The 26,046-nt window shown below is 69.2% G+C and carries 25 protein-coding genes; 14 read left to right on the plus strand and 11 right to left on the minus strand.

Annotated features, from left to right (window positions below):
* Positions 1-15 precede the first annotated feature (15 nt).
* Positions 16-816, plus strand: coding sequence for a TlpA family protein disulfide reductase (locus QLQ83_RS05060; protein ID WP_282734462.1), 801 nt, complete (start codon positions 16-18; stop codon positions 814-816).
* Between the two features lie 114 nt (positions 817-930).
* Positions 931-3,876, plus strand: coding sequence for an RNA polymerase-associated protein RapA (rapA, locus tag QLQ83_RS05065; RefSeq protein ID WP_282734463.1), 2,946 nt, complete (start codon positions 931-933; stop codon positions 3,874-3,876).
* Positions 3,877-4,199: 323 nt separating this feature from the next.
* Here rapA and QLQ83_RS05070 read toward each other — a convergent pair whose 3' ends face one another.
* Positions 4,200-5,105 carry a TIGR01777 family oxidoreductase gene (locus QLQ83_RS05070; RefSeq protein WP_282734464.1) on the minus strand — a complete coding sequence of 302 codons (906 nt, stop codon included), beginning with the start codon at positions 5,103-5,105 and terminating at the stop codon, positions 4,200-4,202.
* Positions 5,106-5,196: 91 nt separating this feature from the next.
* On the opposite strand from QLQ83_RS05070, the gene QLQ83_RS05075 reads away from it, so the two are divergent.
* The 11 genes from QLQ83_RS05075 (at position 5,197) to fabB (ending at position 15,813) form a co-directional block, all read left to right on the plus strand.
* Entirely contained in the window at positions 5,197-6,255 is a 1,059-nt protein-coding gene (locus tag QLQ83_RS05075) for an NAD(P)/FAD-dependent oxidoreductase (RefSeq protein ID WP_282734465.1), read from the plus strand.
* A gap of 124 nt (positions 6,256-6,379) precedes the next feature.
* Positions 6,380-7,294 (plus strand): MerR family transcriptional regulator, encoded by a 915-nt coding sequence (locus QLQ83_RS05080; protein ID WP_282734466.1) that lies wholly within the window; start codon positions 6,380-6,382, stop codon positions 7,292-7,294.
* A 13-nt stretch (positions 7,295-7,307) separates the two neighbouring features.
* Positions 7,308-8,726 (plus strand): deoxyribodipyrimidine photo-lyase, encoded by a 1,419-nt coding sequence (gene phrB / locus QLQ83_RS05085; protein ID WP_282734467.1) that lies wholly within the window; start codon positions 7,308-7,310, stop codon positions 8,724-8,726.
* A gap of 27 nt (positions 8,727-8,753) precedes the next feature.
* Complete coding sequence (locus QLQ83_RS05090; protein ID WP_282734468.1) at positions 8,754-9,188, plus strand: nuclear transport factor 2 family protein; 435 nt, start codon at positions 8,754-8,756, stop codon at positions 9,186-9,188.
* A 25-nt stretch (positions 9,189-9,213) separates the two neighbouring features.
* On the plus strand, positions 9,214-9,996 hold the full coding sequence (locus QLQ83_RS05095; protein WP_282734469.1) for an SDR family NAD(P)-dependent oxidoreductase: 783 nt from the start codon (positions 9,214-9,216) through the stop codon (positions 9,994-9,996).
* Positions 9,993-11,366 (plus strand): NAD(P)/FAD-dependent oxidoreductase, encoded by a 1,374-nt coding sequence (locus tag QLQ83_RS05100; protein ID WP_282734470.1) that lies wholly within the window; start codon positions 9,993-9,995, stop codon positions 11,364-11,366. Before QLQ83_RS05095 ends, QLQ83_RS05100 begins: the two co-directional genes overlap by 4 nt.
* Positions 11,363-12,142, plus strand: coding sequence for a DUF1365 domain-containing protein (locus QLQ83_RS05105; protein WP_282734471.1), 780 nt, complete (start codon positions 11,363-11,365; stop codon positions 12,140-12,142). The genes QLQ83_RS05100 and QLQ83_RS05105 overlap by 4 nt, the downstream gene beginning before the upstream one ends.
* Positions 12,139-13,407: an SAM-dependent methyltransferase gene (locus tag QLQ83_RS05110; protein ID WP_282734472.1), complete on the plus strand. Its 1,269-nt coding sequence runs from the start codon at positions 12,139-12,141 to the stop codon at positions 13,405-13,407. Before QLQ83_RS05105 ends, QLQ83_RS05110 begins: the two co-directional genes overlap by 4 nt.
* A 6-nt stretch (positions 13,408-13,413) precedes the next feature.
* Positions 13,414-13,941, plus strand: a complete 528-nt coding sequence (locus QLQ83_RS05115) for a DUF2878 domain-containing protein (protein ID WP_282734473.1) — start codon at positions 13,414-13,416, stop codon at positions 13,939-13,941.
* 125 nt (positions 13,942-14,066) lie between these two features.
* Positions 14,067-14,582: a 3-hydroxyacyl-[acyl-carrier-protein] dehydratase FabA gene (gene fabA / locus QLQ83_RS05120; protein ID WP_282734474.1), complete on the plus strand. Its 516-nt coding sequence runs from the start codon at positions 14,067-14,069 to the stop codon at positions 14,580-14,582.
* A gap of 13 nt (positions 14,583-14,595) precedes the next feature.
* The gene (gene fabB / locus QLQ83_RS05125; protein WP_282734475.1) at positions 14,596-15,813 is read left to right on the plus strand and encodes a beta-ketoacyl-ACP synthase I; all 1,218 of its coding nucleotides are present in this window, start codon (positions 14,596-14,598) and stop codon (positions 15,811-15,813) included.
* A 74-nt stretch (positions 15,814-15,887) separates the two neighbouring features.
* Here the strand turns inward: fabB and QLQ83_RS05130 are convergent, their stop codons facing one another.
* Genes QLQ83_RS05130 through QLQ83_RS05145 form a run of 4 tightly spaced genes read right to left on the minus strand, consistent with a single transcriptional unit; the run spans position 15,888 to position 19,585 of the window.
* A complete protein-coding gene (locus tag QLQ83_RS05130) occupies positions 15,888-16,649 on the minus strand; it encodes a lysophospholipid acyltransferase family protein (RefSeq protein ID WP_282734476.1) in 762 nt (253 codons plus the stop codon).
* Complete coding sequence (locus QLQ83_RS05135) at positions 16,646-17,536, minus strand: sugar nucleotide-binding protein (RefSeq protein ID WP_282734477.1); 891 nt, start codon at positions 17,534-17,536, stop codon at positions 16,646-16,648. Before QLQ83_RS05135 ends, QLQ83_RS05130 begins: the two co-directional genes overlap by 4 nt.
* 13 nt (positions 17,537-17,549) lie before the next feature.
* Positions 17,550-18,143 carry a single-stranded DNA-binding protein gene (ssb, locus tag QLQ83_RS05140; RefSeq protein WP_282734478.1) on the minus strand — a complete coding sequence of 198 codons (594 nt, stop codon included), beginning with the start codon at positions 18,141-18,143 and terminating at the stop codon, positions 17,550-17,552.
* A gap of 47 nt (positions 18,144-18,190) precedes the next feature.
* On the minus strand, positions 18,191-19,585 hold the full coding sequence (locus QLQ83_RS05145; RefSeq protein WP_282734479.1) for an MFS transporter: 1,395 nt from the start codon (positions 19,583-19,585) through the stop codon (positions 18,191-18,193).
* A 160-nt stretch (positions 19,586-19,745) separates the two neighbouring features.
* Between QLQ83_RS05145 and uvrA the strand changes: the two genes are divergently transcribed.
* A complete protein-coding gene (gene uvrA, locus QLQ83_RS05150) occupies positions 19,746-22,607 on the plus strand; it encodes an excinuclease ABC subunit UvrA (protein WP_282734480.1) in 2,862 nt (953 codons plus the stop codon).
* Between the two features lie 199 nt (positions 22,608-22,806).
* Here uvrA and rplQ read toward each other — a convergent pair whose 3' ends face one another.
* From rplQ to rpmJ, 6 genes are all read right to left on the minus strand, one after another.
* The gene (gene rplQ, locus QLQ83_RS05155; RefSeq protein WP_282734481.1) at positions 22,807-23,193 is read right to left on the minus strand and encodes a 50S ribosomal protein L17; all 387 of its coding nucleotides are present in this window, start codon (positions 23,191-23,193) and stop codon (positions 22,807-22,809) included.
* Between the two features lie 39 nt (positions 23,194-23,232).
* The gene (locus tag QLQ83_RS05160) at positions 23,233-24,231 is read right to left on the minus strand and encodes a DNA-directed RNA polymerase subunit alpha (RefSeq protein WP_106232388.1); all 999 of its coding nucleotides are present in this window, start codon (positions 24,229-24,231) and stop codon (positions 23,233-23,235) included.
* 86 nt (positions 24,232-24,317) lie between these two features.
* Complete coding sequence (gene rpsD, locus QLQ83_RS05165; RefSeq protein WP_108447061.1) at positions 24,318-24,938, minus strand: 30S ribosomal protein S4; 621 nt, start codon at positions 24,936-24,938, stop codon at positions 24,318-24,320.
* A gap of 12 nt (positions 24,939-24,950) precedes the next feature.
* Positions 24,951-25,337 (minus strand): 30S ribosomal protein S11, encoded by a 387-nt coding sequence (gene rpsK / locus QLQ83_RS05170; RefSeq protein WP_040183105.1) that lies wholly within the window; start codon positions 25,335-25,337, stop codon positions 24,951-24,953.
* 39 nt (positions 25,338-25,376) lie between these two features.
* On the minus strand, positions 25,377-25,733 hold the full coding sequence (rpsM, locus tag QLQ83_RS05175) for a 30S ribosomal protein S13 (RefSeq protein WP_282734482.1): 357 nt from the start codon (positions 25,731-25,733) through the stop codon (positions 25,377-25,379).
* Positions 25,734-25,856: 123 nt separating this feature from the next.
* The gene (gene rpmJ, locus QLQ83_RS05180; RefSeq protein WP_009099023.1) at positions 25,857-25,970 is read right to left on the minus strand and encodes a 50S ribosomal protein L36; all 114 of its coding nucleotides are present in this window, start codon (positions 25,968-25,970) and stop codon (positions 25,857-25,859) included.
* Positions 25,971-26,046 lie beyond the last annotated feature (76 nt).

Consider the following 26,046-nt stretch of genomic DNA (forward strand, 5'->3'; position numbering starts at 1 on the left):
AGTCACCGCCACGACATGGATGCCATCGCCCTGGGGCCCGTGCTGATCGCGCTGCCGCGCCTCTATGCCTTCCTCGCCGCCCTGGCCCTGCTGGCGGCCAGCGCCTTCCTGCTCGGCCTGCCCCGGCGCCGCCATGCCCGCTGGTTCAACGGCCTGCTGCTGGCCTGGCTGGTCGGCGCCCGCCTGGGGCATGGGCTGATGAACCTGGGCACCTATGTCGAGGCGCCCCTGGACATCCTCAAGTTGTGGCAGCCCGGCTACCATGGCCTCTGGGGCCTGCTGGCCGCGCTGGGCTGGACCGCCTGGTCGCTGCGCGACCGGCTCGGGGCGATGCTGGGCGGCATGGGCCTGGCGCTGGGCGCCTCGCTGCTGTGGCTGACGCTGGTCACCCTGGCCCCGCTCGGCGGCGGCATGGCCCTGCGCGAGCTGCCCGACCTCGCCCTGGAGAACCTCGACGGCGAAGAGGTGAACCTGCAGTCTCTGTCCGGCGAACGGGTGGTGGTCAACCTCTGGGCGACCTGGTGCCCACCCTGCCGTCGCGAGATGCCGCTGCTGGCCGAGGCCGACACCCGGGAGGGGGTCACCGTGGTGATCGTCAACCAGGGCGAGGAGCTGCTGCAGGTGGTGCGCTACCTCGACGACCAGGGCCTCGACTTCGGCCATGCCCTGCTCGACCCGCGCCAGCGGCTGATGGTGCTGGCCGAGTCGCCGGGCCTGCCTACCACCCTGCTGTTCGATGGCGAGGGGCGCGCCCTGGATCAGCACGTGGGGGAGCTCACCCGGGCGCAGCTGTCGACATGGCTGGAGGAGCGCTGATCGGAGGGAGTGCTTAAGCCGCGCCGGGCTTTGCTGTAAGATACCGCGCCCTGTCGCCGCCGGGCCGGGTGTGGCCAGCGGCACCGAACCGATCCCAAGCATCCCCGAGGCACCATGAGCGACTACTCTCCCGGCCAGCGCTGGATCAGCGACGGCGAGGCCGAACTCGGCCTGGGCACCATCCTCAACGTCGACGCCCGCAGCGTCACCGTGCTCTTCGGCGCCAGTCAGGAAACCCGCACCTACAGCAGCCGCAATGCCCCCCTGACCCGGGTGGCCTTCGGCGGCGGCGACCGCATCCAGTCCACTGAGGGCTGGCAGATGACCGTCGACGACAGCAAGGAGGTCGGCGGCCTGATCGTCTACATCGGCGAGGACGACGCCGGCGAACTCTGCGAGCTGCCCGAGGCGCGGCTCGCCGACACCATGCAGTTCGACCAGGCCCGCGACCGCCTGCTCACCGGCCAGGTCGACCGCAACGACTGGTTCGACCTGCGCTTTCGCACCCTGCACCACTTCCACCGCATCGAGCAGAACCCGGCGCTCGGGCTGGCCGGCCCGCGCATCGACCTGATCCCCCACCAGCTCTACATCGCCGACGAGGTGGCCCGTCGCCACGCGCCAAGGGTGCTGCTGGCCGACGAGGTGGGGCTGGGCAAGACCATCGAGGCGGGGCTGATCCTGCATCGCCTGCTGCTCACCGGTCGCGCCGAGCGGGCGCTGATCCTGGTGCCGGCGAGCCTGACCCACCAGTGGCTGGTGGAGCTGCTGCGCCGCTTCGCCCTCGAGGTCACCCTGCTCGACGAGCAGCAGAGCCAGGCCCACGGCGACGCCAACCCCTTCGAGGCCGGCCAGCTGGTGCTGGCCAGCCAGGACTGGCTGTTCGCCAACCCCCATCGCCAGCAGCAGGCGCTGGCCTGCGACTGGGACCTGCTGATCGTCGACGAGGCCCACCACCTGGACTGGAGCCCGGAACAGAGCGGCCCCGGCTACGCCTGCGTGGGGCGCCTGGCCGCCCAGGTGCCCGGCATCCTGCTGCTCACCGCCACCCCGGAGCAGATGGGCCTGGAAAGCCACTTCGCCCGCCTGCGCCTGCTCGACCCGGATCGCTACCACAGCCTCGAGGCCTTCCGCGAGGAGGAGCAGCACTACGTGGAGGTCGCCGAGGCGATCGACGCTCTGGAGCGCCTGCCGGGCGAGGACGCCGACCGCTCGCGGGTCGCCGCGGTGATCGCCGAGCCCGACAGCCTGGCCCTGCTCGATACCCTGGCCGACCCCGAGCGCGGCGACGACCAGCACGCCGCCGCCCGCGACCAGCTGCGCGACCAGCTGCTGGACCGCCATGGCACCGGCCGGGTGATGTTCCGCAACAGCCGCCGCCACGTGGGCGGCTTCCCGGAGCGCCGCCTGCACATCGCCGAGCTCGAGGCGCCCTCCTCCTACCGCCGGGTGCTGCGCCGCCTGGCGCGTGACGAGGACTACCTCGACGAGCTGCTGATCGAGACCGGCCTCGACCATCCCGAGGTGCTGATCTACCCCGATGCCATGTACCGGGCGCTGACCGACGACCCGCTCAACACCGAGCCCTGGTGGCAGTTCGACCCGCGGGTGACCTGGCTGCTGGAGCGCCTCGCCGACGACGAGGGCGGCTTCGCCGATGACAAGGTGCTGGTGATCGCCCATGACCGCGAGACCGCCCTGGGCCTGGCCGAGGGACTGCGGGTGCTCGGCGGCTACCAGGCCCCGGTGTTCCACGAGGGGCTCTCGCTGGTGGAGCGCGACCGCGCCGCGGCGGCCTTCGCCGACCAGGAGGAGGGCTGCCAGGTGCTGGTCTGCTCGGAGATCGGCTCCGAGGGGCGCAACTTCCAGTTCTGCCGACACCTGGTGATGTTCGACCTGCCGCTGCACCCCGACCAGCTCGAACAGCGCATCGGCCGGCTCGACCGCATCGGCCAGCGTTACGCCATCGAGCTGCATGTGCCGGTGTTCGCCGGCAGCCCCGGCGAGAAGCTGCTGCGCTGGTATCACCAGGGCATGGACGCCTTCAGCGCGCCCCATGGCCTGGGCAGCGAGATCCATGCCGCCTTCGGCGACGCCCTGGCCGACAGCCTGCTCGACGACGAGAGCCTCGAGGAGGTGATCACGGAGACGCGGGCGCTGTTCGAGGCGCGCCTGGCCGAGCGCGACGCCGGCCGCAACCGCCTGCTGGAGCTCAACGCCTGCCGTCACGAACGCGCCGATGCGGTCATCGAGGCGATCCGCGAGCTCGACGCCGACAAGGCCCTGACCCGCTACCTGGACCAGGCGCTGGACATCTTCGGCGTCGACAGCCAGGAGCTGGGCGGCGACATCCTGCACCTGCAGCCGAGCCCGCAGATGCTCGACGGCCTGCCGGGCCTGGTGAAAGGCGAGGAGGGCTTCTCGGCCACCTTCTCCCGCGCCCGCGCGCTGGCCCGGGACGACGTCCAGCGCCTCTCCTGGGAGCATCCGCTGCTGCGCGAGATGATGGGCCGGATCCTCGACGGCCCCATGGGCAACACCGCCCTGGCGCTGCTCAGGCACCCGGCGATTCCCGCCGGTCGCCTGATGGTCGAGCTGGTCTTCCGCACCCACTGTCCCGCGCCGAAGCGCCTGCACCTCAACCGCTTCCTGCCGCCCACCGCGGTGCGCGTGCTGCTCGACGAGTCCGGCGCCAACCTGACCGACAAGATCTCCTTTACCGGCCTTTCCAGGGCGGTGCAGAAGGTCAAGAAGGCGGTCGCCCGCGACCTGATCAAGAGCCGCCACGACCGGCTGCGCGAGCTGCTCGACGGCGCCGAGACCGAGGCCGAGCGGGAGTTGCCGAGCATCGTCGAGGCCGCCCAGGTGCGCATGCGGGCCGAGCTCGATGCCGAGCTCAGCCGCCTCGAGGCGCTCTCGCGGCTCAACCCGGCGGTACGCGCCGACGAGCTCGAGGCGCTGCGCGCCGAGCGTGCCGCTCTGGACGAGGCGATCGAGGGCACCCGGCTACGCCTCGATGCGGTACGGGTGATCGTCACCGTGGGTGACGAGACGCGCTGACGCCGCGGGTCGGGGCTGATCCGGGGACAGGCCTGCGAGGAGGCGCTGTGAACCCTTCCATGGGCGCTACCGATGCCCTGCTGTGCTCTCGCATCCTGCTCCGCTTGCAGGGCCGGTGCTGGCCATCCATGGCCAGCCCGTTCGGAGGAATCCTCCTCACCCCTGGCATAGGACCTCCTCTGCGACCTGTCCCCGGCGCCCCTCGATGCGTTTCGGGAGGTCTTGTAGGCTGGATAAGCCTAAGTCGCAGCCGGAGAGTCATGCCCGGCGCCCTGGCGCTTACCGGTCCAACTTGGCGGCTTGGCGGCTTGGCCGCTTGGCTGCTAGCCCAGAATATCGGCCAGGGCCTTTTCCAGCGTCGGGAACCTGAACTCGAAGCCCGCCTCGAGCAGCCGGGCCGGGCGCATGTCGGCACCGGTCAACAGCAGCCGCGACATCTCGCCGAAGGCGGTCTCCAGGGCAATGGCCGGCACCGGCATCAGGGCGGGACGCCCCAGCTGCTTGGCCAGGGTGCGGGTGAACTCGGCATTGGTGACGGGATGGGGCGCGCTGCCGTTGAAGGGGCCCTCCAGGTCCTCGCGCTCGAGCAGGAAGAGGATCGCGCTGACCAGGTCCTCGCGGTGGACCCAGGGCATGAACTGCGTGCCGTCGCCGAAGCGACCGCCCAGCCCCAGCTTGAAGGGCGGCAGCATCTTCTGCAGGCTGCCGCCGCCGGCATCGAGCACCAGGCCGATGCGCAGCAGGGCCACTCGCACGCCGAAATCCGCCGCCTCCCGGGCGGTGTCCTCCCAGCGCTTGCAGAGGCGGTGGGCGAACTCGTCATGGGGCGGAGTCTCTTCGGTGACCTCGCGATCGCCCTGGTCGCCGTAGTAGCCCATCGCCGAGGCCGAGACCATCACCCGGGGTGTCCGGCCCTGGCTGGCCTGGAGCTGCTCGCAGAGCATCACCAGGTCGCCGGTGACGTTGACCCGGGAATCGATCAGGCGCTTCTTCTGGTTGTCGCTCCAGCGCCGGGCGGCGATCGACTCGCCGGCCAGGTTGACGATGGCGTCCGGCGGCGTGTCGACGAAGTCCAGCACCGAACGGCGGATATCGCAGCCCTCCGGCAGGCGGTCGCGCACCTGCTCCGGCTCCCGCGACACCACCAGCAGGCGATGCCCGGCCTCCTTCAGCCGCCGGCAGAGCCGCTGCCCGACGAAACCGCTGCCGCCCGTGATCAGCACTCGCATCCGGAATCCCTCCCAAGCCACCGTGAGTTATACAGCCGTTGTACACTTCTGCTAGTCTAGCGATGAACGCCGTTGACTGCACGAGATGACCATGCCCCAGCCTCCCGTTTCCACCGCCATCATCGGCGCCGGTATCGCCGGCCTCGCCTGCGGCCAGGCCCTGCGCGCGGCCGGCCTGCCGGTGCGCCTCTTCGACAAGGGTCGCGGCCCCGGGGGGCGCATGTCCAGCCGACGCCTGCCGGGCGCCGTGGTCGACCTGGGCGCGCAGTTCTTCAGCGTGCGCGACCCGGCCTTCCGTCGCCGGGTCACCGCCTGGCAGGACGCGGGCCACGTCGCCCCCTGGCCCGAGACCCTCTGGCAGGTGAGCGAGACGGGCTGGCAGCGTCACCGGGACGACGTCGAGCGTTTCATCGGCACCCCGCGCATGAGTGCCGTGACCCGCCGGCTAGCCGAGGGGCTCGAGGTCGCCACCGGCACGCGCATCGAGCGCCTCGAATCCCGTGACGGCCATTGGTGGCTGCTGGACCAGCACGACGAGCGCCACGGCCCCTTCGCCCGGGTGGTCATCGCCGTACCGACGCCCCAGGCCGCGACGCTGCTGGCCGGGCACGAGCCGGCCCTGGCGGAGGCCTGCGAGGCGGTGATCCAGCGTCCCTGCTGGGCGGCCTGGGCGCGCTTCGATGCGCCGCTACCGTCCCTGCCGGGGGTCGGTGACGACTGGCAGGCGGTGCGCCTGGACCTCGACCAGGACCGGGCGCCGGCCGCCGATGCGCTGCGCTTCGTCAGCCGCAACGACCACAAGCCCGGCCGGCACGGCCAGGGCGAGAGCCTCAGCCTGCTGGCGCGACTGGAGTGGAGCGAGGCCCACCTCGAGCGCGATGCCGAGGCCGTGGCCCGGGCGCTGCTCGACGCCTTCCGAGGGCGCCTGCCACGCGGCGTCGCGCTGCCCGAGCCCACCGACCTGGGGGCCCACCTCTGGCGCCACGCCCAGCCGGACGTCTTCGCCGGGGGCGAGGCCGTCAACCGCGACTACCGCCGCTCGTCCTCGGGGCTGGCACTGTGCGGCGACGGCTGGCGCGGGCCCCGGGTCGAGGATGCCTGGCTCTCCGGCCACCATCTCGGCGAGGCCCTGACGGCCGACGCCCCCTGATCCCATCGCGACTGGAGACTCCCATGTCCTATGCCCAGATCCTGCTCGCCCACGGCTCCGGCGCCCCGCACTGGCGGGCCCCCTTCCCACACTGCGCCGAGCAGGCAAGGGAGTCGGCACGCTCATGAATGACGAGGCAAGGCGTCCGGCCGACACCCCGCTCTACCCGATCCGCGAGGTCTCCCGGCTGACCGGGGTGAACTCCGTCACCCTGCGCGCCTGGGAGCGACGCTACGGCCTGATCAAGCCGCAGCGAACCCCCAAGGGGCACCGCCTCTATGCGCGCGAGGATATCGAGCGCGTCGAGCGCATCCTGCAGTGGCTGAATCGCGGGGTGCCGGTCAGCCAGGTCCGCGAACTGCTCGACCAGCCGGAGACCGCGGAGGCCCCGGCGCCGGCGGCCGGTGATTGGCCCGGCCAGCGTCGCCTGCTGGTGAGCGCCGTGCAGGCCCTGGACCTGACGCGCCTGGAGGAGCTATTCAACCAGTCGCTGGCGCTCTACCCGGTGCCGACCTGCCTGGCCGAGCTCTGGCAGCCGGTGGTCCGTCAGCTCGAGGAGGGCTGGGGGGAGCAGCTGGGCGACGTGCTGCAGCGCCGCACCCTGGAGACCTTCCTGCGCACCCGCATCGGCACCCGGCTCCTGCATGCCAACCGGCTGGGCAGGGGACCGACGCTGCTGGTCGCGCCCCTGCCCGACGACCCGTCCCCGCTGTGGGTGCTGCTCACGGCCCTGGCCGCCAGCGACCGCGGCTATCGGGTGCACCTCTTCGACGCCCCGCTGCCCTGCAGCGAACTTCCGCTGGCGGTGGAACGCTTCCAGGCGACGGCCCTGCTGCTGGCCAGCGGCAAGGCCGAGAAGGCCGAGCTGGTAAGGCGCCAGCTGCCGCGCCTCGCCGAGCAGCTCGAGGTGCCGCTGATGGCCTGCGGTCCCATGGCCCGCATCCGCGAGGCCGACCTGGAAGAGACCCGGGTGGAGCTGCTGGGCGATGACCTTGGCGAGGCCATGGAGCGCCTCCAGGCCCACCTTCCCGTGCGCTGAACCGGAGCCGTCCATGACCCGCCCCGTGATCGCCTGGTTCCGCAGCGACCTGCGCCTCCAGGACAACGCCGCCCTGGCCGCGGCCGCCCGCCAGGGGCCCGTGATCGCCGTCTTCCTGCGCAGCCTCCCCCACTGGCAGCGCCACGGGCACGGCGCCAACAAGCTCGACTTCTGGGGCCGCGGGGTGGCCGCCCTGCACGACGGCCTGGGCGGCCTCGGCATTCCGCTGCTGCACCGCGACATCGACGACTTCGGCGAGGCCCCGGCGGCCCTGCTGGCCATCGCCCGGGAGACCGATGCCGCCGCCCTGCACTTCAACCGCGAGTACCCGGTGGACGAGCGGGCCCGCGACGCCGCGGTGATCGAGGCCTTCGACGCGGCGGGCCTCAGCGCCACCGGTCACCATGACGCCGTGGCCTTCGCGCCCGGCGAGCTGCTCACCGGCAAGGGCGACTACTACGGGGTCTTCACCCCCTTCGCCAAAGCCTGGCACCGCCAGCTGACGCCGGAACGGATCGCCCTGCACGACACCCCGCCGCCCCAGGGGCGGCTCGACATCGCGTCCGACCCGCTGCCCGAGCTTCCCGGACTGAAGGACACGCCCGTCGACGGCCGCCAGTGGCCGGCCGGCGAGGGACCCGCCGCCGACCGCCTGGAGCGCTTCCTGCGCTTCCGGGGACGCCACTACGCCGCTCAGCGCGACTTCCCGGCCATCCGCGGCACCAGCGAGCTCTCGCCCTACCTGGCGCTGGGCATGATCTCCCACCGCCAGTGCCTGCAGGCGGTGCTGGCCGAGAACGACGGCGACCTGGCCGAGGGCGACGCCGGGCTCACGGCCTGGGTCAACGAACTGGTGTGGCGGGAGTTCTATCGCCACGTGGCCGTCGGCTTCCCGCGGGTCTGTCGCCATCGCCCCTTCCAGCGGCACACCGAGCGGCTGGCCTGGCGCGACGACGAGGCCGGCTTCGCCGCCTGGTGCGAGGGACGCACCGGCTACCCGCTCGTCGATGCCGCCATGCGCCAGCTCGTCGCCACCGGCTGGATGCACAACCGCCTGCGCATGGTCACCGCCATGTTCCTCGCCAAGCACCTGCTGATCGACTGGCGCCGCGGCGAGGCCTTCTTCCTGCGCCACCTGGTGGATGGCGAGTTCTGCGCCAACAACGGCGGCTGGCAGTGGGCCGCCTCCACCGGCACCGATGCCGCCCCCTACTTCCGCATCTTCAATCCCACGACCCAATCGACGCGTTTCGACCCCGACGGCCGCTTCCTCGCCGAGTGGCTGCCGGCGCTGGCCGGGCTGCCGGCGAAGGCCCGTCATGCCCCCTCACGCGACCTGCTGGGCGGCGTCGACTACCCGGCCCCGATCGTCGACCACCGGGCCGCCCGAGCTCGCGCCCTGGAGGCCTTCAAGGCCCTGAACGCGGCATAATGGCCATCTGACAAGGGAGACCCTGCCATGCGCCAGGCACCTGACCTGGAGGCCTTCTGCGCCTTCTTCAATAAACTGGACAAGACCTGTACAACGAAGCTATACGAGGTATACACTGACGACGTCGACTTCATCGACCCGCTGCACCAGATCAGGGGTCGGGAGGCGCTGGAGGCCTACTTCCGCACCCTGTACGACAACGTGACATCGTGCCGCTTCACCTTCCACGAGACGCTGCAACGGCACGACACGGCATTCGTCACCTGGACGATGCACCTGGTGCATCCCCGCCTCGACGGCGGACGCGAGGTGGAGGTCGAGGGATGCTCGCACCTGCGCTTCGCGGAGGACGGCCGGGTGGCCAGGCACCGCGACTACTTCGATGCCGGCGCCCTGCTCTACGAGCGCCTGCCCCTGCTGGGGGGCGCGATACGACTGGTGAAGCGACAACTGGCCCACTGAAGGCCGCCGAGAACGGGGAGAGACCATGAGCACAGCGAGCGACAGGCAGCGCATCTGGCTGACCGGGGCCACCTCGGGCATCGGCCGTGCCCTGGCCGAACGCCTGCTCGACGAGGGGCACCGGGTGGCGCTCAGCGCGCGCAGCGAGACGGCGCTTGGTGAACTCGCCGCCGGTCGCGACAACGCCCTGCTGCTGCCCCTGGACGTGGCCGACCGCCAGGCCGTGCGCCAAGCCGGCGAGCGGCTGGGCGCGGCATTCGGCGGCCTGGACCTGGTGATCCTCAATGCCGGGACCTGCGAGTACCTGGACGTCCGCGACTTCGATGTCGACCTCGTCGAGCGGGTCTTCGCCCCCAACTTCTTCGGTGCCGTCTACGGCGTCGCGGCCGCCCTGCCCCTGCTGCGCCGGGCCCGCGCCGAGGGCGGGCGCCCGCTGCTGGCCGCCACCTCCAGCGCCGCGGCCTACCTGCCGCTGCCGCGCGCCGAGGCCTACGGCGCCTCCAAGGCCGCACTGAGCCACTTCCTGGAGTCGCTGCGCCTCGACCTGGCCGCCGAAGGCATCGACGTGAGCCTGATCCACCCCGGCTTCGTCAAGACCCCGCTGACCGACCGCAACGACTTCGCCATGCCCATGCGCGTGACCGTCGACGAGGCCGCCACGGCGATCCTCGAAGGCCTCGCCAGGCGCCGCCTGGACATCCACTTCCCGCGACGCTTCACGCTGCTGGTGCGGCTGGCGGGCATCCTGCCCCCGGGCCTGCGCCTCCGCCTGGGACGGCGCATGACACGCCAGGAGACCCGCCGATGACCGCCTCGTTCACACCGCCGCACCCGCCCCGTGACGCTGCCCGCCGGCATGCTGCCCGACGCATTGCCGTGATCGGCAGTGGCATCGGTGGCATGGCCGCTGCCTGGTACCTGTCGAGCCGCCACGAGGTGACGCTGTTCGAGGCCGCCGACCGCCTGGGCGGCCATACCGCCACCGTCGATGTCGAGCTGGCGGGCAGGCACTACGCGATAGACACCGGCTTCATCGTCTTCAACGACTGGACCTACCCGCATTTCCAGCGGCTGATGGCGAGACTCGACGTGGCCAGCCAGCCCACGGAGATGAGCTTCTCGGTGCACGAGACGGCACGCGACTTCGAGTACAACGGCCACACCCTGGCGAGCCTGTTCGCCCAGCGGCGCAACCTGCTGCGACCCAGCTTCCATCGCCTGCTGCGCGATATCCTGCGCTTCAACCGCGAGGCGACCCGGGCACTGGAGGAGGGCCGGCTCGACCCCGCCATGACCCTGGGCGGCTGGCTTGAGGCCAACGGCTTCGACGACGACTTCCAGCACCACTACCTGCTGCCCATGGGCGCGGCGATCTGGTCGGCCAGCATCCGCGACCTGCGCGACTTCCCGCTGCTGTTCTTCGTGCGCTTCTTCCGCCACCACGGCCTGCTGTCGGTCAACGACCGGCCCCAGTGGCACACCCTGGTGGGCGGCTCGCGCAGCTACATCCCGGCGCTGACCGCGCCCTGCGCCGGCCGCATCCACCTGGCCACCCCGGTGCGCGGCATCCGCCGCCATGCCGACTGGGTCGAGGTGCGCACCGCGGGCGGCATCCAGGCCTTCGACCAGGTGGTGCTGGCCTGCCACGCCGACCAGGCGCTGGCGATGCTCGACGACCCGAGCGCCGCCGAACGCGAGATCCTCGGCGCCCTGCCCTACGCCGACAACGAGGTGGTGCTGCATACCGACACCCGGCTGCTGCCACGCCGCCGGCGCGCCTGGGCGAGCTGGAACTACCGCCTCGATGGACGCGGCGACGACGCCCGGGTCTCGGTGACCTACGACATGAACATCCTGCAGCGCATCACCGCCCCGCATACCTTCTGCGTGACCCTCAACGACAGCGCCGCCATCGACCCCGCCAGGGTGCTGGGCCGCTTCACCTATGCCCATCCCCAGTTCACCCTGGCCGGCCAGGCGGCCCAGGCCCGCCATGCCGAGATCTCCGGGCCCGAGCAGCGCACCCACTACTGCGGCGCCTACTGGCGCAACGGCTTCCACGAGGACGGTGTCTGGAGTGCCCTGCGGGTGGCCCGCGCCCTGGGCTGCGACGAGGACGACCATCACGAGGTGCAGCCGGCCATGCCGGCACCGGCCGCCGAGGAGCGCGTGGCATGACCCGCTCGCCGCGCTCGCGCATCTATCGTGGCACCCTGCGCCATCGCCGCTTCCTGCCACGACCGCATGCCTTCGAGTACGGCCTCTGGATGGCCTGGCTCGACCTCGACGAGCTCCCCGAGCTGTTCGACGGCGTGCCCGGCTTCAGCGCCCGACGCCCGGCGCTGGCGCGCTTTCGCCGCGAGGACTACCTGGCCCCCCACGACCGCCCCCTCAAGCAGGCGGTGCGCGAGGAGCTGGAGCGCCAGCTGGGCAGTGCCCCGGACGGGCGCATCTGCGTGCTGACCCAGCTGCGCACCCTGGGGCTGGGCTTCAACCCGGTATCGCTCTACTACGCCTATGATGCCCGCGGCGAGCTGCGCGCGGTGCTCGGCGAGGTGAGCAACACGCCCTGGGGGGAGCGCACCCGCTATGCCTGCGCCGTGTCGCCTCGGCGCCACGGCCATGTCGCCGAGTTCGACAAGGTCATGCACGTCTCGCCCTTCAACCCCATGGACATGACCTACCGCTGGCGCTTCGACACCCCCGGCGAGACCCTGTCGATGCACATGGAGAACTGGAAGGACGGCGAGCGCCACTTCGACGCCACCCTGACCCTGCAGGCCCGACCGGCCACCCGCGGCGTGCTGCTGGCCACCCTGGCCCGCCAGCCATGGATGAGCCTGAAGACCCTCGCCGGCATCCATTTCGAGGCGCTGCGACTCTGGCTCAAGCGCATTCCCGTCCATGACCATCCCGGCCAGGACCCCCCTTCCCGTGAGGAGAGCTCGTCGTGAACACCCTTCGCTCCGCCACTGCCCGCCCCCTGGCCCCCGAGGGCGACCGGCTAACCCGCTGGCTCAAACCCCGGGTGCTGGCCCAGCTCGACCGCCTGGAGGGCGGCAACATCACCCTGATCGACGGTCACAAGCGCCATCACCTGGGCCAGGGAGGGCCGCTGCGGGCCACCCTGGTGGTGCGCCACCACCGGGCCTGGAAACGCCTGGCACTGGGCGGCACCGTGGGCGCGGCCGAGGCCTACATGGAGGGGGACTGGGATGCCGACGACCCGGTGGCCCTGGTGCGACTGTTCGCCGCCAACCTGGAACGGGTCAACGGCGAGATCGAGAACGGCCCCGCACGCCTCGGACGCTGGCTGCTCGGCGCCCTCTACGGCCTGCAGCGCAACAGCCTGAGCGGATCGAAGCGCAACATCGCCGCCCACTACGACATCGGCAATGCGCTGTTCGCCACCTTCCTCGACCGTGACCACCGCATGTACTCCAGCGCGGTCTTCCCGCACCCCGAGGCGAGCCTGGAGGAGGCCTCGACCCACAAGCTCGACCTGATGCTCGAGAAGCTCGATGTCCAGCCCCACCACCACCTGCTGGAGATCGGCACCGGCTGGGGCGGGCTGGCCATCCATGCGGCGAAGACCCGCGGCTGCCGCGTGACCACCACCACCATCTCCGCGGAACAGTATGCCTTCACGGCGCGGCGCATCGAGGAGGAGGGGCTGGGCAAGCGCATCACCCTGCTCCAGCAGGATTACCGTGAGCTCGAGGGCCAGTACGACCGGCTGATCTCGGTGGAGATGATCGAGGCGGTGGGCCACCAGTACCTGGGCACCTACCTGGCGACCCTGGACCGGCTGCTCACCGATGACGGCCAGGCGATGCTGCAGGCGATCACCATCCGCGACCAGCGCTACGAGGAGGCCAAGCGCGAGATGGACTTCATCAAGCGCTACATCTTCCCGGGGGGCTTCCTGCCGTCGCACCGCGCCATCCTCGACGGACTGACCCGCCACACCTCGCTCAACGTCGTCGACCTGGACGAGATCGGCCAGCACTACGCCCGCACCCTGCGCGAGTGGCGTCATCGCTTCGAGGCCAGCCTGGAGACCGTGCGCCGGCTCGGCTATGACGAGCGCTTCATCCGCATGTGGCGCTACTATCTCTGCTACTGCGAGGGCGGCTTCATGGAGCGCACCATCGGCACCTGCCAGCTGCTGCTGGCCAAGCCCGGCGCACGGCCGGCGCCGCTCACCGGGGCGGCGTGATCCGCGATGGCCACCCGATCCGATAGCCCCGTGAAGCTGCTGGCCAACCTGGCCGCCTTCCAGGCGGGCTGGTTCGCCTGCGTGCTGGGCGGCTCGGGGGTCGGCCTGCTGGTCGCCGCGATGATCCTCACCCTGCACCTGGCCTGGCTGGCGCGCCCCGGGGAATGGCGCTGGCTGGCGGGCTTCGCCGCGCTGGGGCTGGTGGTGGACGGCGGCCTGACGCTGGCCGGCGGCTTCGACTTCGCTGACGGGACGCCCCTGCTCGGCGGGCTACCGCCCTGGCTGTGGCTACTCTGGCCCCTCTTCGCCACCCTGATCCACCACTCGCTGGCCTGGCTCTGGCAAAGCCCATGGCTGGCCGTGCTCGGCGGCGCCACCAGCGGCCCGCTCTCCTACTACGCCGGCGCCCGCCTCGCCGGGGTGGAACTCGCCCCCTGGCTGCTGCCCGCCGAGGCGCTGGCCTGGGCGCTGATCTGCCTGGTCCTGAGTCGACGCCTCGGCAGTCCGCTTGCCCTGACAAGGCCGGCCCGCTGAGGCCAGCCCCGCCTCTCCCGCCTACGGCGTGCATTCATCGTGTGTGGACAGTAGACTAGGCACAGCCGCCCGGCGGCCCCGGGCCGCTTTCGGCACACAATGATCTCGACTCTCGGAACGATTCAGTGACCAAGCAACACTCCTTTGATCGCGAAGAACTGCTGGCCTGCTCACGCGGCGAGCTGTTCGGTCCGGGCAATGCCCAGTTGCCGGCCCCCAACATGCTGATGCTCGATCGCATCATGCACATCCATGAGGAAGGCGGCGATCACGGCAAGGGCGAGCTGATCGCCGAGCTGGATATCCACCCCAACCTGTGGTTCTTTGGCTGCCACTTCCCCGGGGATCCGGTGATGCCCGGCTGCCTGGGCCTGGACGCCATGTGGCAACTGGTGGGGTTCTACCTGGGCTGGCTCGGCCACCCCGGTCGGGGCCGCGCCCTGGGCTGCGGCGAGGTCAAGTTCAGCGGCCAGATCCTGCCCGACGCCCGGAAGGTCACCTACCGGATCAACATCAAGCGCATCATCACCCGGCGCCTGATCCTGGGCATGGCCGACGGCACCGTATCCGTCGACGGCCGCGACATCTACCAGGCCAACGACCTGCGCGTCGGCCTGTTCACCTCCACCGCGAATTTCTGAACAGGAGGCTCCCATGCGACAAGTGGTAGTCACCGGCCTGGGCATCGTGTCCTGCCTGGGCAACGACGCACAACAGGTTCTGGAGGCGCTCAGGAGCGGGCGCTCGGGCATCCGCTTCAAGGAAGACTATGCCGAGCGAGGATTCCGCAGCCAGGTGGCCGGCAGCGTCGACATCGACCTGGACGCCCTGATCGACCGCAAGCTGCGCCGCTTCATGGGCGACGCCGCGGCGTTCGCCTATGTCTCCATGGCCCAGGCCATCGAGGACTCGGGGCTGGCGCCGGAGATGGTCTCCAGCGAGCGCACCGGGCTGATCGCCGGCTCCGGCGGCGCCTCCAGCGCCAACCAGGTGGAGGCCGCCGACCTGATGCGCGAGAAGGGGCTGCGCCGAGTGGGTCCCTACCGGGTCACCCGCACCATGGGCAGCACCGTCTCGGCCTGCCTGGCGACCCCGTTCAGGATCAAGGGCGTGAACTACTCCATCTCCTCTGCCTGCGCCACCTCGGCCCACTGCATCGGCAGCGCCGTGGAGCAGATCCAGATGGGCAAGCAGGACGTGGTCTTCGCCGGCGGCGGCGAGGAGGAGCACTGGACCCTCTCCTGCCTGTTCGACGCCATGGGCGCCCTCTCGACCCACTACAACGACACCCCCGACAAGGCCTCACGGCCCTATGACCAGGCCCGCGACGGCTTCGTCATCGCCGGCGGTGGCGGCATGCTGGTGCTCGAGGAGTTGGAGCACGCCCGGGCCCGCGGCGCGAAGATCTATGCCGAGGTGACCGGCTACGGCGCCACCTCCGACGGCCACGACATGGTCGCCCCCTCCGGCGAGGGCGCAGTGCGCTGCATGCGCCAGGCCATGGCCACCGTCGACGGCAAGATCGACTACATCAACACCCACGGCACCTCGACGCCGGTGGGCGACGTGGCAGAGCTCAAGGCGATCCGCGAGGTCTTCGGCAACTCCACGCCGGCGATGAGCTCCACCAAGTCGCTGACGGGCCACTCCCTGGGCGCCACCGGCGTGCAGGAGGCGATCTACTCGCTGCTGATGATGGAGAACGACTTCATCGCCGCCTCCGCCAACGTCGAGACCCTCGACGAGCAGGCCGACGGCTTCGATATCGTCACCCAGCGCCGCGATGGCGTGACGGTCGAGCGGGTCCTCTCCAACAGCTTCGGCTTCGGCGGCACCAACGCCTGCCTGGTGCTGGAGAAGTTCCGCGACTGATCCCTCACGCTGCTCCGACCACAACGCAAGAGGCGCCCCATGGGGCGCCTCTTGCGTTGCGGGGGCGATCAGCGTCAGGCCAGCGGCTGCTCGGTGGCCGGCGGTGCGGCCGTGGCCGGGCGCGGCACTTCGGAGATCTCGGCCAGCCGAGCCTCGATCCACGCCTCCACCTCGACCAGCACCTCCTCGGAGGTGCGGCCGGCGGTCTCGATGGGCTCGCCCACCTCCAGCGACAGACGCCCCGGGCGCTTGACCCAGTGACGTCCCGGCCAGCGTTCCCCGGCATTGTGGGCCACCGGCACCACCGGCACGCCGGCGCGGCAGGCAATCACCACACCACTCTTGCTGTAACGCCGCCGGCTTCCCGGTGCCACCCGGGTACCCTCGGGGAAGATCAGCACCGAGAGCCCCTCGTCGAGACGAGACTTGCCCTGGGTGAGCACCTGCTTCATGGCCCGGGCAGGCCTGCTGCGATCCAGAGCGATGGGATGCAACAGCTGCAGCCCCCAGCCGAAGATCGGGATGTTCAGCAGCTCCCGCTTGAGGACCGTGCAGACCGGCGGATGGAGCAGCTGCAGATAGACGGTCTCCCACTCGGACTGGTGGTTGGCGAGGATGACGCAGGGGCCCTCGGGCAACCGCTCATGGCCGTGGAAGTCGTAGCGCACCCCGCAGACCAGGCGGAACCAGGCGATGATGAAGTGGTTGTAGAGGTTGAGCAGGCGATAGCGGGAGCGCAACGGCAGGAAGGGCGCCGGCGGCAGGAAGAGCACGCCGCAGACCAGCATGGCCAGAAAGTAGCCGGCATAGAAGACCAGGCTGCGGATAACGTTCATCTTGACATCGACTCCTCTTGCGCCTTGCCGTCATCCCTCGCCAGGCACCAGGTATCCAGCATGCGCCCGACCTCCAGGCGCCAGGGCTTCTGATGGACGCCGAACACGTCCAGTACCCGCCGGCAGTTCAGCACGCGACGCAGCGGCTGGTCATGATGGTGGTTCAGCGCCTTGACGCTGCCCAGCGCGACCCGTTCGCCACGGCCTTCGAGCCGCGTGGCGAGTTGGGTACGCACCATGGAGACGAAGGTGTAGGCGCTCACCGGCTCGGTGCCGGCCAGGTGATAGCTGCCCCAAGCCTCGGCCCCGCAGTGCTGCTGCTGGAGCATGCCGATCAGCGCCATGGCCACGGCATCCGCCGAGGTCGGGCAGAAGATCACGTCGGACTCGGCCCGCACCTCGCCACCATCCATCAGGGTGTCAAGCAGCTCGCTCAGCCAGGCCTGGCTGCCCTCCAGGGCGAACAGCGGGCCCAGCCGCACGATGAGGTGCCGGGGATATTCGGCACGGATCCGGTCGCCGGTGCGGATCAGCCGCCTCAGGCTGTCGTCGCGGGGCTCGGGGATCACATGCTCGTCGATGGGGACGTCGAGGCCGTCTTCATAGAGCTGGTCGGAGACGCACCACACCAGCGGGATGTCCGCCTCGCGACACGCCTCCATGCAGGCCTCGACCGCCTCGGCATGGGCCGTGACGGCCGCCGGCTCGGCGGTGATCGGCCGCGACAGCGGCGGGATCACCAGCGCATCCGGCCGCAACTCCTCGAGCAACCGGAGGCTGGGCGCCAGGCCCGGCTCGATGGTGAGCTCGGTGTCGCTGCGCCGGTTGGCCTCGCGAGCCAGCGCCAGGCTCAGGCAGTGCCCGGCCTCCAGAATCAGCAGCTTCACGGCTGGCCCCTGCTTAGAACGGGATCTCGTCATCGAAATCGTCGAAGCTGCCCGGGTCCGGGGCACCGTAGTTGCCGCCCTGCTGCTGGCCGCCACCCTGCTGCGGGGGAGCCGGCTGCGGGGCCGGACGCTGGGGCTGGCCGCCACCGACGTTGCCGCCCTGCTGCGGGGGGTTGCCGTAGCCGCCCTGCTGGGGCTGACCGCCGACGTTGCCGCCCTGCTGGGGCTGTCCGCCGTACTGGGCGCCCTGCTGACCGCCGACGTCGCCGCCGCGGGAGTCCAGCATCTGCATGTCGTTGGCGACGATCTCGGTGCTGTACTTGTCCTGGCCGTTCTGGTCCTGCCACTTGCGGGTCTGCAGGCGGCCCTCGATATAGACCTTGCTGCCTTTCTTGAGGTACTGCTGGGCGATTTCGGCGGTCTTGTTGAACAGCACGACACGGTGCCATTCGGTGCGCTCCTGGCGCTGGCCGCTCTGCTTGTCCATCCAGGTATCGGTGGTGGCCAGGTTGAGGTTGGCAACGGCGGTACCGGAGGGCGTGAAGCGCACCTCGGGATCCTGGCCCAGGTTGCCGATGAGGATGACCTTGTTGATGCCACGGGCCATGAGGGACTCCTTGCTGTCATGAATACGTTGTAAGGATCATACGCGGCTCAGGCGCCGCTGTGGTGATTCCCGGAACCGGTGAGGCGTGCCAGGGCCTGCTCGTCGAGCCGCTGGCGATCCACCTTGAGATAGGCCAGCCGCTCCTCGGGGACGACCAGCACGTCCTCCACCCCGGCCACCTCGGCGAAACGCGCCATCAGGGTGTCCAGGGCATCTTCCTGCTCATCGCCGTCCAGCGCCACCACCTCGCTGGTCAGGTGGCGAGGGGGCGTCATGCCGGCCATCACCGCCAGCCATGCCAGGCCCAACAGGCCGCAGCCGATGAAGACCGCGGAAAGCCCCCACTGCTGGACCAGGGCACCGCCCAGCACCCCGCCCAAGAAGGCCCCCAGGAACTGGCTGGTGGAATAGATGCCCATGGCGGTGCCCTTGGCCCCCGCCGGGGCCAGCTTGCTGAGCATCGACGGCAGGGTGGCCTCGAGCAGGTTGAAGGCGATGAAGAAGAGCAGCAGCCAGCCGAACAGCGCCGGGAACCCTTCCCCCAGGCCGGCCAGCCCGAACAGGCTCAGGGTGATGGCGGTGATCGCCGACAGGCACATGGCCTTCATGCGCCGCCGCTTCTCGGCGATGATCACCAGCGGCACCATGGCCACGAAGGCCAGCAGCATGATGCCCAGGTAGGTGAGGCCATGGCGCTCGACGGCGATGCCCGCCTCGAGCAGCCGGAAGGGCACCGCGACGAAGATCGCCATCAGCACCAGGTGCAGGGCGAAGATCGAGATGTCCAGGCGCCCCAGGTCGCCGCGCCCGAGGATGCCTCGCAGCTGGCCGCGGTCCATGCCCACGTCGCGGTGGCGCACCCGACGCGGCGCCGGCGGCACCAGTTTCCACAGCACCGCCAGGCCCAGGGCCGCCAGGACCGCGGTGAACCAGAAGACCCCGGCCAGGCCGAAGCCCGCGGCGAGCCAGGGACCGAGCACCATGGCCACGGCGAAGGCCACGCCGATGGAGAGCCCGATGGTGGCCATGGCCGCGGTGCGCACCTGTTCCCGGGTCTGGTCGGCGAGCAGCGCCATGATCGCCGCGGCCACGGCGCCGCTGCCCTGCAGGCAGCGCCCCAGGATCACCCCGCCTATGGAGTCGGCACCGGCAGCCACCACGCTGCCGATCAGGAACAGCACCAGACCGGCAGCGATCACCGGCTTGCGCCCCAGACGGTCGGAGAGCAGGCCGAAGGGGATCTGCAGCAGCGCCTGGGTGAGGCCGTAGATGCCCAGCGCCAGGCCGACCAGCAGCGGCGTCGCCCCCCTCAGCTCATCGGCATACAGGGCCAGCACCGGCAGCACCATGAACAGGCCCAGCATGCGCGTGGCATAGAGCCCCGCGAGCCCGGTGATGGCGCGACGCTCGGTGGCTAACAGCAGTCCTGAGACCTTTCGCATGGCGGTTCGAACTTCCGTGGACGGACCCTCGGGCCCGGAGGTGGACCGCATATTCTAGCGGCTCGCCGGGGCGCAGGGAAAGCCGATGGCGGCGCGCACTTTGCCGCCGATGCGGCCCGCCCCGTATAATCGAGCTTTTGCCGCGTCCGGCGAGGTGGGAATGGACACAATTCTGGTCAGGGGTGCCCGCACCCACAACCTGAAGAACATCGACGTCGATCTGCCCCGCGACAAGCTGATCGTGGTCACCGGGCTCTCCGGCTCGGGCAAGTCGTCGCTCGCCTTCGACACCCTCTACGCCGAAGGCCAGCGCCGCTACGTGGAATCGCTCTCCACCTATGCGCGCCAGTTCCTGTCGATGATGGAGAAGCCCGACGTCGACCATATCGAGGGGCTCTCCCCGGCGATCTCCATCGAGCAGAAGTCCACCTCCCACAACCCGCGCTCCACCGTGGGCACCATCACCGAGATCTACGACTACCTGCGCCTGCTGTTCGCCCGCGCCGGCACCCCGCGCTGCCCGGAGCATGGCGAGGACCTCGAGGCCCAGACCGTCTCGCAAATGGTCGACCAGGTGCTGACCCTGCCCGAGGGCAGCAAGCTGATGCTGCTGGCCCCGGTGGTCAAGGGCCGCAAGGGCGAGCACCTGCAGCTGCTCGCCGAGTTGCGCGCCCAGGGCTTCGTGCGCGCCATGGTCGACGGCCAGGTGCTGGAGCTCGACGACATCGCCCCGCTCGACAAGAACAGGAAGCACGACATCAGCGTGGTGGTCGACCGCCTCAAGGTGCGGGACGGCCTGCAGCAGCGCCTGGCGGAGTCCTTTGAGACGGCCCTCAACCTGGCCGACGGCGTGGCGACGGTCCACTTCATGGATGGCGAGCACGAGGAGATCGCCTTCTCGGCGCGCTTCGCCTGTCCGGTGTGCGGCTACTCGATCGCCGAGCTCGAGCCGCGCATGTTCTCCTTCAACAACCCTGCCGGCGCCTGCCCGACCTGCGACGGCCTGGGCGTGCAGCAGTTCTTCGACCCTGACAAGCTGATCAGCCATCCCGAGCTGTCGCTGGCCGAGGGGGTGATCAAGGGCTGGGACCGGCGCAGCGTCTACTACTTCAACCAGCTGCAGGCGGTGGCCGACCACTACCGTTTCACGCTGGAGACCCCCTGGCAGGACCTCGCCCGCCACGAGCGCGAGATCATCCTCCACGGCAGCGGCAGCGACGACATCGCCTTCAGCTACGTCAACGACCGCGGCCGCAAGGTCACCCGCGAGCACCCCTTCGAGGGCGTGCTGCCCAACATGCAGCGCCGCTATCGCGAGACCGAGTCCAGCATGGTGCGCGAGGACCTGGCGCGCCACATCGCCGTGCAGCCCTGCCCCACCTGCCACGGCTCGCGGCTGCGCCGGGAGGCGCGGCACGTCTACATCGACGACCGCACCCTGCCGCAGCTGGTCCACCTGCCCATCGGCGAGGCCCTGAGCTACTTCGGGGAACTGAGCCTGCCGGGACGCAAGGGCGAGATCGCCGTCAAGATCGTCAACGAGATCCACGCCCGCCTGGAGTTCCTGGTCAACGTGGGGCTCGACTACCTGAACCTGGAGCGCAGCGCCGAGACACTCTCCGGCGGCGAGGCCCAGCGCATCCGCCTGGCCAGCCAGATCGGCGCCGGCCTGGTGGGCGTGATGTACATCCTCGACGAGCCCTCCATCGGCCTGCACCAGCGCGACAACGATCGCCTGCTGCAGACCCTGGAGCGCCTGCGTGACCTGGGCAACACCGTGATCGTGGTCGAGCACGACGAGGACGCCATCCGCGCCGCCGACCACGTGCTCGACATCGGTCCGGGCGCCGGCGTCCATGGCGGGCGTATCGTCGCCCAGGGCACCCCGCAAGAGATCATCGCCGCGCCGGAGTCGCTCACCGGCCAGTACCTCGCCGGCACCCGGCGCATTGAGGTCCCGCCCTGGCGCATTCCCGGCAACCCGGAGAAGGTGGTGCGTCTGACCGGCGCCCGGGGCAACAACCTCCAGGACGTCACCCTCGAGCTGCCGCTTGGGCTTTTCGTGTGCATCACCGGCGTCTCCGGCTCCGGCAAGTCGACGCTGATCAACGCCACCCTGATGCCCATCGCCGCCCGGGAGCTCAACCGCGCCACCAGCCTGACGCCGGAGGTGCATGACCGCATCGAGGGCCTTGATCACCTCGACAAGGTGATCGACATCGACCAGAGCCCCATCGGCCGCACCCCGCGCTCCAACCCGGCGACCTACACCGGCATCTTCACGCCGATTCGCGAGCTGTTCGCCGGTACCCAGGAGGCCCGCTCGCGGGGCTACAAGCCGGGCCGCTTCTCCTTCAACGTCAAGGGCGGGCGCTGCGAGGCCTGCCAGGGAGAGGGCATGATCAAGGTGGAGATGCACTTCCTGCCGGACATCTACGTGCCCTGCGACGTCTGCAAGGGCAAGCGCTACAACCGCGAGACCCTGGAGATCGCCTACAAGGGCAAGAGCATCCACGAGGTCCTGGAGATGACCGTGGAGGAGGCCCTGGCCTTCTTCTCGCCGGTGCCGGCCATCGCCCGGCGGCTGCAGACACTGCTCGACGTGGGGCTCTCCTACATCCGCCTGGGGCAGAGCGCGACCACGCTCTCCGGCGGCGAGGCCCAGCGGGTCAAGCTGGCTCGGGAGCTGGCCAAGCGCGATACCGGCAAGACCCTCTACATCCTCGATGAGCCGACCACCGGCCTGCACTTCGAGGACATCCGCCAGCTGCTCACCGTGCTTCACCGCCTGCGCGACCACGGCAACACCATCGTGGTGATCGAGCACAACCTGGACGTGATCAAGACCGCCGACTGGCTGATCGACCTGGGTCCCGAGGGCGGCTCCGGCGGCGGGCGCATCATCGCCGAGGGCACGCCCGAGCAGGTCGCACGCATGGAAGCGTCGCACACCGGCCGCTTCCTGAAGCCGCTGCTGGAGCGCGCCAAGGCCAGCAAGGCGGAGCCGGAGACCACCGCATAACGGCAAGGAGCAAGGAGCAAGGAGCAAGGAGCAAGGAGCAAGGAGCAAGGAGCAAGGAGCAAGACAGGATGCGCCTCGCGGCGGGCTACAAGGGGTTTCCATGTGACTTGCCCCCTTGCAGCTTGTCACTGGAATAAAAAAAACCGGCTCCCTTTGGGGAGCCGGTTTGGCGTGCCACTGGCGGAAGGCCGGTCGAGGATCACTCCTCGGCAGCGGCTTCCTCGACGACCGGACGGTCGACCAGTTCGACGAAGGCCATGGGCGCGTTGTCGCCGGTGCGGTAGCCGCACTTGAGGATACGGACGTAACCGCCCGGACGCTCGGCGTAACGCGGCCCCAGCTCGTTGAAGAGCTTGCCGACCGCTTCCTTCGAGCGGGTGCGGCTGAAGGCCAGACGACGATTGGCGACGCTGTCCTGCTTGGCCAGGGTGATCAGCGGCTCGATGACGCGACGCAGCTCCTTGGCCTTGGGCAGGGTTGTCTTGATCACTTCGTGCTCGACCAGCGAGACGGACATGTTCTTGAACATGGCCTGGCGGTGCGAGCTGGTGCGATTCAGGTGACGACCACTCTTACGATGACGCATGGTTGTGATTCCTTACCAAACTGGGACTCGAGTCGAGGCTCACGCGGAGGCCTTGTCGTCCTTCAGGCTTGCCGGCGGCCAGTTCTCCAGCCGCATGCCCAGGGAAAGCCCGCGGGCGGCCAACACGTCCTTGATCTCATTCAGGGACTTCTTGCCGAGATTGGGGGTCTTCAGCAGCTCCACCTCGGTGCGCTGGATCAGATCCCCGATGTAGTAGATGTTCTCGGCCTTCAGGCAGTTGGCGCTGCGAACGGTCAACTCGAGATCGTCTACGGGGCGCAGCAGGATCGGATCGATATGATCCTCTTCCTCCACCACTTCCTGTTCCTTGTCGGCTTCCAGGTCGACGAAGGCGGCCAGCTGCTCCTGCAGGATGGTCGCGCTGCGACGGATCGCCTCTTCCGGATCCAGGGTGCCGTCGGTTTCCAGGTTGATGATCAGCTTGTCGAGGTCGGTGCGCTGTTCGACACGCGCGGCCTCGACGCTGTAGGAAACCCGGCGCACGGGGCTGAAGGTAGCATCCAGCTGCAGGCGACCGATGGCGCGCGACTCGTCGTCGGCATCGCCACGCACGTCCGCCGGCTCGTAGCCGCGGCCGCGAGCGACCTTGAGCTGCATCTTCAGCTCGGACCCCTCGTTGACGTGGGCGATGACATGCTCGGGGTTGACGATCTCGACATCATGGTCGAGAGCGATGTCCCCTGCAGTCACGACGGCCGGCCCCTGCTTGTTCAGCGAGAGCACTGCCTCGTCGCGGCTGTGCATCCGGAGCGCCACGTCCTTGAGGTTCAGGAGGATTTCGATGACATCTTCCTGGACGCCCTCGATCGCGCTGTACTCGTGTTCGACACCGGCGATCTCGGCCTCCACCACGGCACAGCCGGGCATGGACGAGAGCAGGATGCGACGCAGGGCATTCCCCAGCGTGTGGCCGAAGCCCCGCTCGAAGGGTTCGAGCACGATCTTCGCGTGGTGTGCGCTGATCTCTTCGACCTTGATGTCGCGAGGACGGAGAAACTCTGTCACTGAACGCTGCATATGAACACCTTTCAGGCTGCCAAACGGATTGTCGGTACTCTCCGGCCGCCCCCCGCGGGCGGGGAGCGGCACGACGCGGGCGCCGCTTACTTGGAGTACAGCTCGACGATCAGGTTTTCGTTGATGTCGGCAGACAGGTCGCCGCGTTCGGGCAGGGCCTTGAAAGTGCCTTCCATCTTCTTGGCATCGGTCTCGACCCAGACCACGTCGCCGCGGTTGGCGGCGATGGCCAGGGAAGTCTGGATGCGCGCCTGGTTCTTCGCCTTCTCGCGCACGGAGACCACGTCACCGGGCTTGACCTGGTAGGACGCCACGTTGACAGTCTTGCCGTTGACGGCGATCGCCTTGTGGCTGACCAGCTGACGCGCCTCGGAACGCGTGGAGCCGAAGCCCATGCGGTAGACGACGTTGTCCAGTCGGGATTCGAGAAGCTGCAGCAACAGCTCGCCGGTCGCGCCCTTCAGGCGGGCCGCTTCCTTGTAGTAGTTGCGGAACTGCTTCTCGAGTACGCCGTACATGCGACGTACTTTCTGCTTCTCGCGAAGCTGCAAGCCGTAGTCGGAAAGACGCTGACGGCGCTGGCCATGCACACCCGGGATCTGCTCGGATTTGCACTTCTTCTCGAAGGGAGTGACACCGCTCTTGAGGAAGAGGTCGGTCCCCTCACGACGAGACAGTTTGCACTTCGGTCCAATGTAACGAGCCATGAATCTGTCTCCTTAAACGCGGCGTTTCTTCGGCGGACGGCAGCCATTGTGGGGAATGGGCGTCGCGTCGGTGATGCTCTGCACGCGGAAGCCGGCGGCATTGAGCGCGCGCACGGCGGATTCACGGCCAGGACCGGGGCCCTTGACCAGCACGTCGACGTTTTTCACACCATACTCGGCTGCAGCGGTCGCTGCACGTTCGCTTGCCACTTGAGCAGCGAACGGGGTGCTCTTGCGAGAACCACGAAAACCCGAACCACCGGCAGTCGCCCAGGAAAGGGCGTTGCCCTGGCGGTCTGTGATCGTAATGATCGTGTTGTTAAAAGAGGCGTGGATATGCGCGATGGCATCCACTACCTGCTTTTTAACCTTTTTACGGTTGCTACGCGGGTTAGCCATGTTGATGTCTATTCCTGTCTTTACGCCAGAACGTGCGTGTTATTTGCGGATCGGCTTGCGCGGGCCCTTGCGGGTACGCGCATTGGTCTTGGTACGCTGACCACGCAGCGGAAGACCACGACGATGACGCAGACCACGATAGCAACCCAGGTCCATGAGACGCTTGATGTTAAGCGTGACATCACGACGCAGGTCACCTTCCACGGTGTACTTGCCGACCTCGGACCGCAGGGTATCCAGATCTTCACTGGACAGCTCCTGGATCTTGGTGGTCGGCGCGATGCCGGTCGCGGCACAGATGTCCTGAGCGCGCGTACGGCCAATCCCGAAGATATAGGTCAGCGAGATCGCCGCATGCTTGTTGTCCGGGATATTGACGCCTGCAATACGGGCCATCAGCTTACTCCGAAATTTGAGCGGCTTGCTCGATTAATCATCTACAAAAGGCGCAACAGCATACCCCTTTCCTCGCTCGAGGACAAGGGGCATGCCGGCACCCGGTTCAGTGCAGCGTCGGGATCAACCCTGGCGCTGCTTGTGCCGCGGTTCGATGCAGATGACGCGCACGGCGCCATTGCGACGAATGATCTTGCAGTTGCGGCACATTTTCTTCACGGAAGCTCGGACTTTCATCGTTCCATCTCCAAAGTTGGCTCGCGCCGCGAGCCGAAACCCGGCTCGCGGCGCACCAAGTCGCCAGCGACGCCTC

It is taken from the genome of Halomonas rhizosphaerae (assembly GCF_030010555.1).
Classification (GTDB): Bacteria; Pseudomonadota; Gammaproteobacteria; order Pseudomonadales; family Halomonadaceae; genus Halomonas; species Halomonas rhizosphaerae.

Coding starts and splice junctions, on each gene's coding strand:
- QLQ83_RS05060 (WP_282734462.1), top strand. CDS start 16: ATGGATGCCATCGCCCTGGGGCCCGTGCTGATCGCGCTGCCGCGCCTC.
- rapA (WP_282734463.1), top strand. CDS start 931: ATGAGCGACTACTCTCCCGGCCAGCGCTGGATCAGCGACGGCGAGGCC.
- QLQ83_RS05070 (WP_282734464.1), bottom strand. CDS start 5,105: ATGCGAGTGCTGATCACGGGCGGCAGCGGTTTCGTCGGGCAGCGGCTC.
- QLQ83_RS05075 (WP_282734465.1), top strand. CDS start 5,197: ATGCCCCAGCCTCCCGTTTCCACCGCCATCATCGGCGCCGGTATCGCC.
- QLQ83_RS05080 (WP_282734466.1), top strand. CDS start 6,380: ATGAATGACGAGGCAAGGCGTCCGGCCGACACCCCGCTCTACCCGATC.
- phrB (WP_282734467.1), top strand. CDS start 7,308: ATGACCCGCCCCGTGATCGCCTGGTTCCGCAGCGACCTGCGCCTCCAG.
- QLQ83_RS05090 (WP_282734468.1), top strand. CDS start 8,754: ATGCGCCAGGCACCTGACCTGGAGGCCTTCTGCGCCTTCTTCAATAAA.
- QLQ83_RS05095 (WP_282734469.1), top strand. CDS start 9,214: ATGAGCACAGCGAGCGACAGGCAGCGCATCTGGCTGACCGGGGCCACC.
- QLQ83_RS05100 (WP_282734470.1), top strand. CDS start 9,993: ATGACCGCCTCGTTCACACCGCCGCACCCGCCCCGTGACGCTGCCCGC.
- QLQ83_RS05105 (WP_282734471.1), top strand. CDS start 11,363: ATGACCCGCTCGCCGCGCTCGCGCATCTATCGTGGCACCCTGCGCCAT.
- QLQ83_RS05115 (WP_282734473.1), top strand. CDS start 13,414: ATGGCCACCCGATCCGATAGCCCCGTGAAGCTGCTGGCCAACCTGGCC.
- fabB (WP_282734475.1), top strand. CDS start 14,596: ATGCGACAAGTGGTAGTCACCGGCCTGGGCATCGTGTCCTGCCTGGGC.
- QLQ83_RS05130 (WP_282734476.1), bottom strand. CDS start 16,649: ATGAACGTTATCCGCAGCCTGGTCTTCTATGCCGGCTACTTTCTGGCC.
- ssb (WP_282734478.1), bottom strand. CDS start 18,143: ATGGCCCGTGGCATCAACAAGGTCATCCTCATCGGCAACCTGGGCCAG.
- QLQ83_RS05145 (WP_282734479.1), bottom strand. CDS start 19,585: ATGCGAAAGGTCTCAGGACTGCTGTTAGCCACCGAGCGTCGCGCCATC.
- uvrA (WP_282734480.1), top strand. CDS start 19,746: ATGGACACAATTCTGGTCAGGGGTGCCCGCACCCACAACCTGAAGAAC.
- rplQ (WP_282734481.1), bottom strand. CDS start 23,193: ATGCGTCATCGTAAGAGTGGTCGTCACCTGAATCGCACCAGCTCGCAC.
- QLQ83_RS05160 (WP_106232388.1), bottom strand. CDS start 24,231: ATGCAGCGTTCAGTGACAGAGTTTCTCCGTCCTCGCGACATCAAGGTC.
- rpsD (WP_108447061.1), bottom strand. CDS start 24,938: ATGGCTCGTTACATTGGACCGAAGTGCAAACTGTCTCGTCGTGAGGGG.
- rpsK (WP_040183105.1), bottom strand. CDS start 25,337: ATGGCTAACCCGCGTAGCAACCGTAAAAAGGTTAAAAAGCAGGTAGTG.
- rpsM (WP_282734482.1), bottom strand. CDS start 25,733: ATGGCCCGTATTGCAGGCGTCAATATCCCGGACAACAAGCATGCGGCG.
- rpmJ (WP_009099023.1), bottom strand. CDS start 25,970: ATGAAAGTCCGAGCTTCCGTGAAGAAAATGTGCCGCAACTGCAAGATC.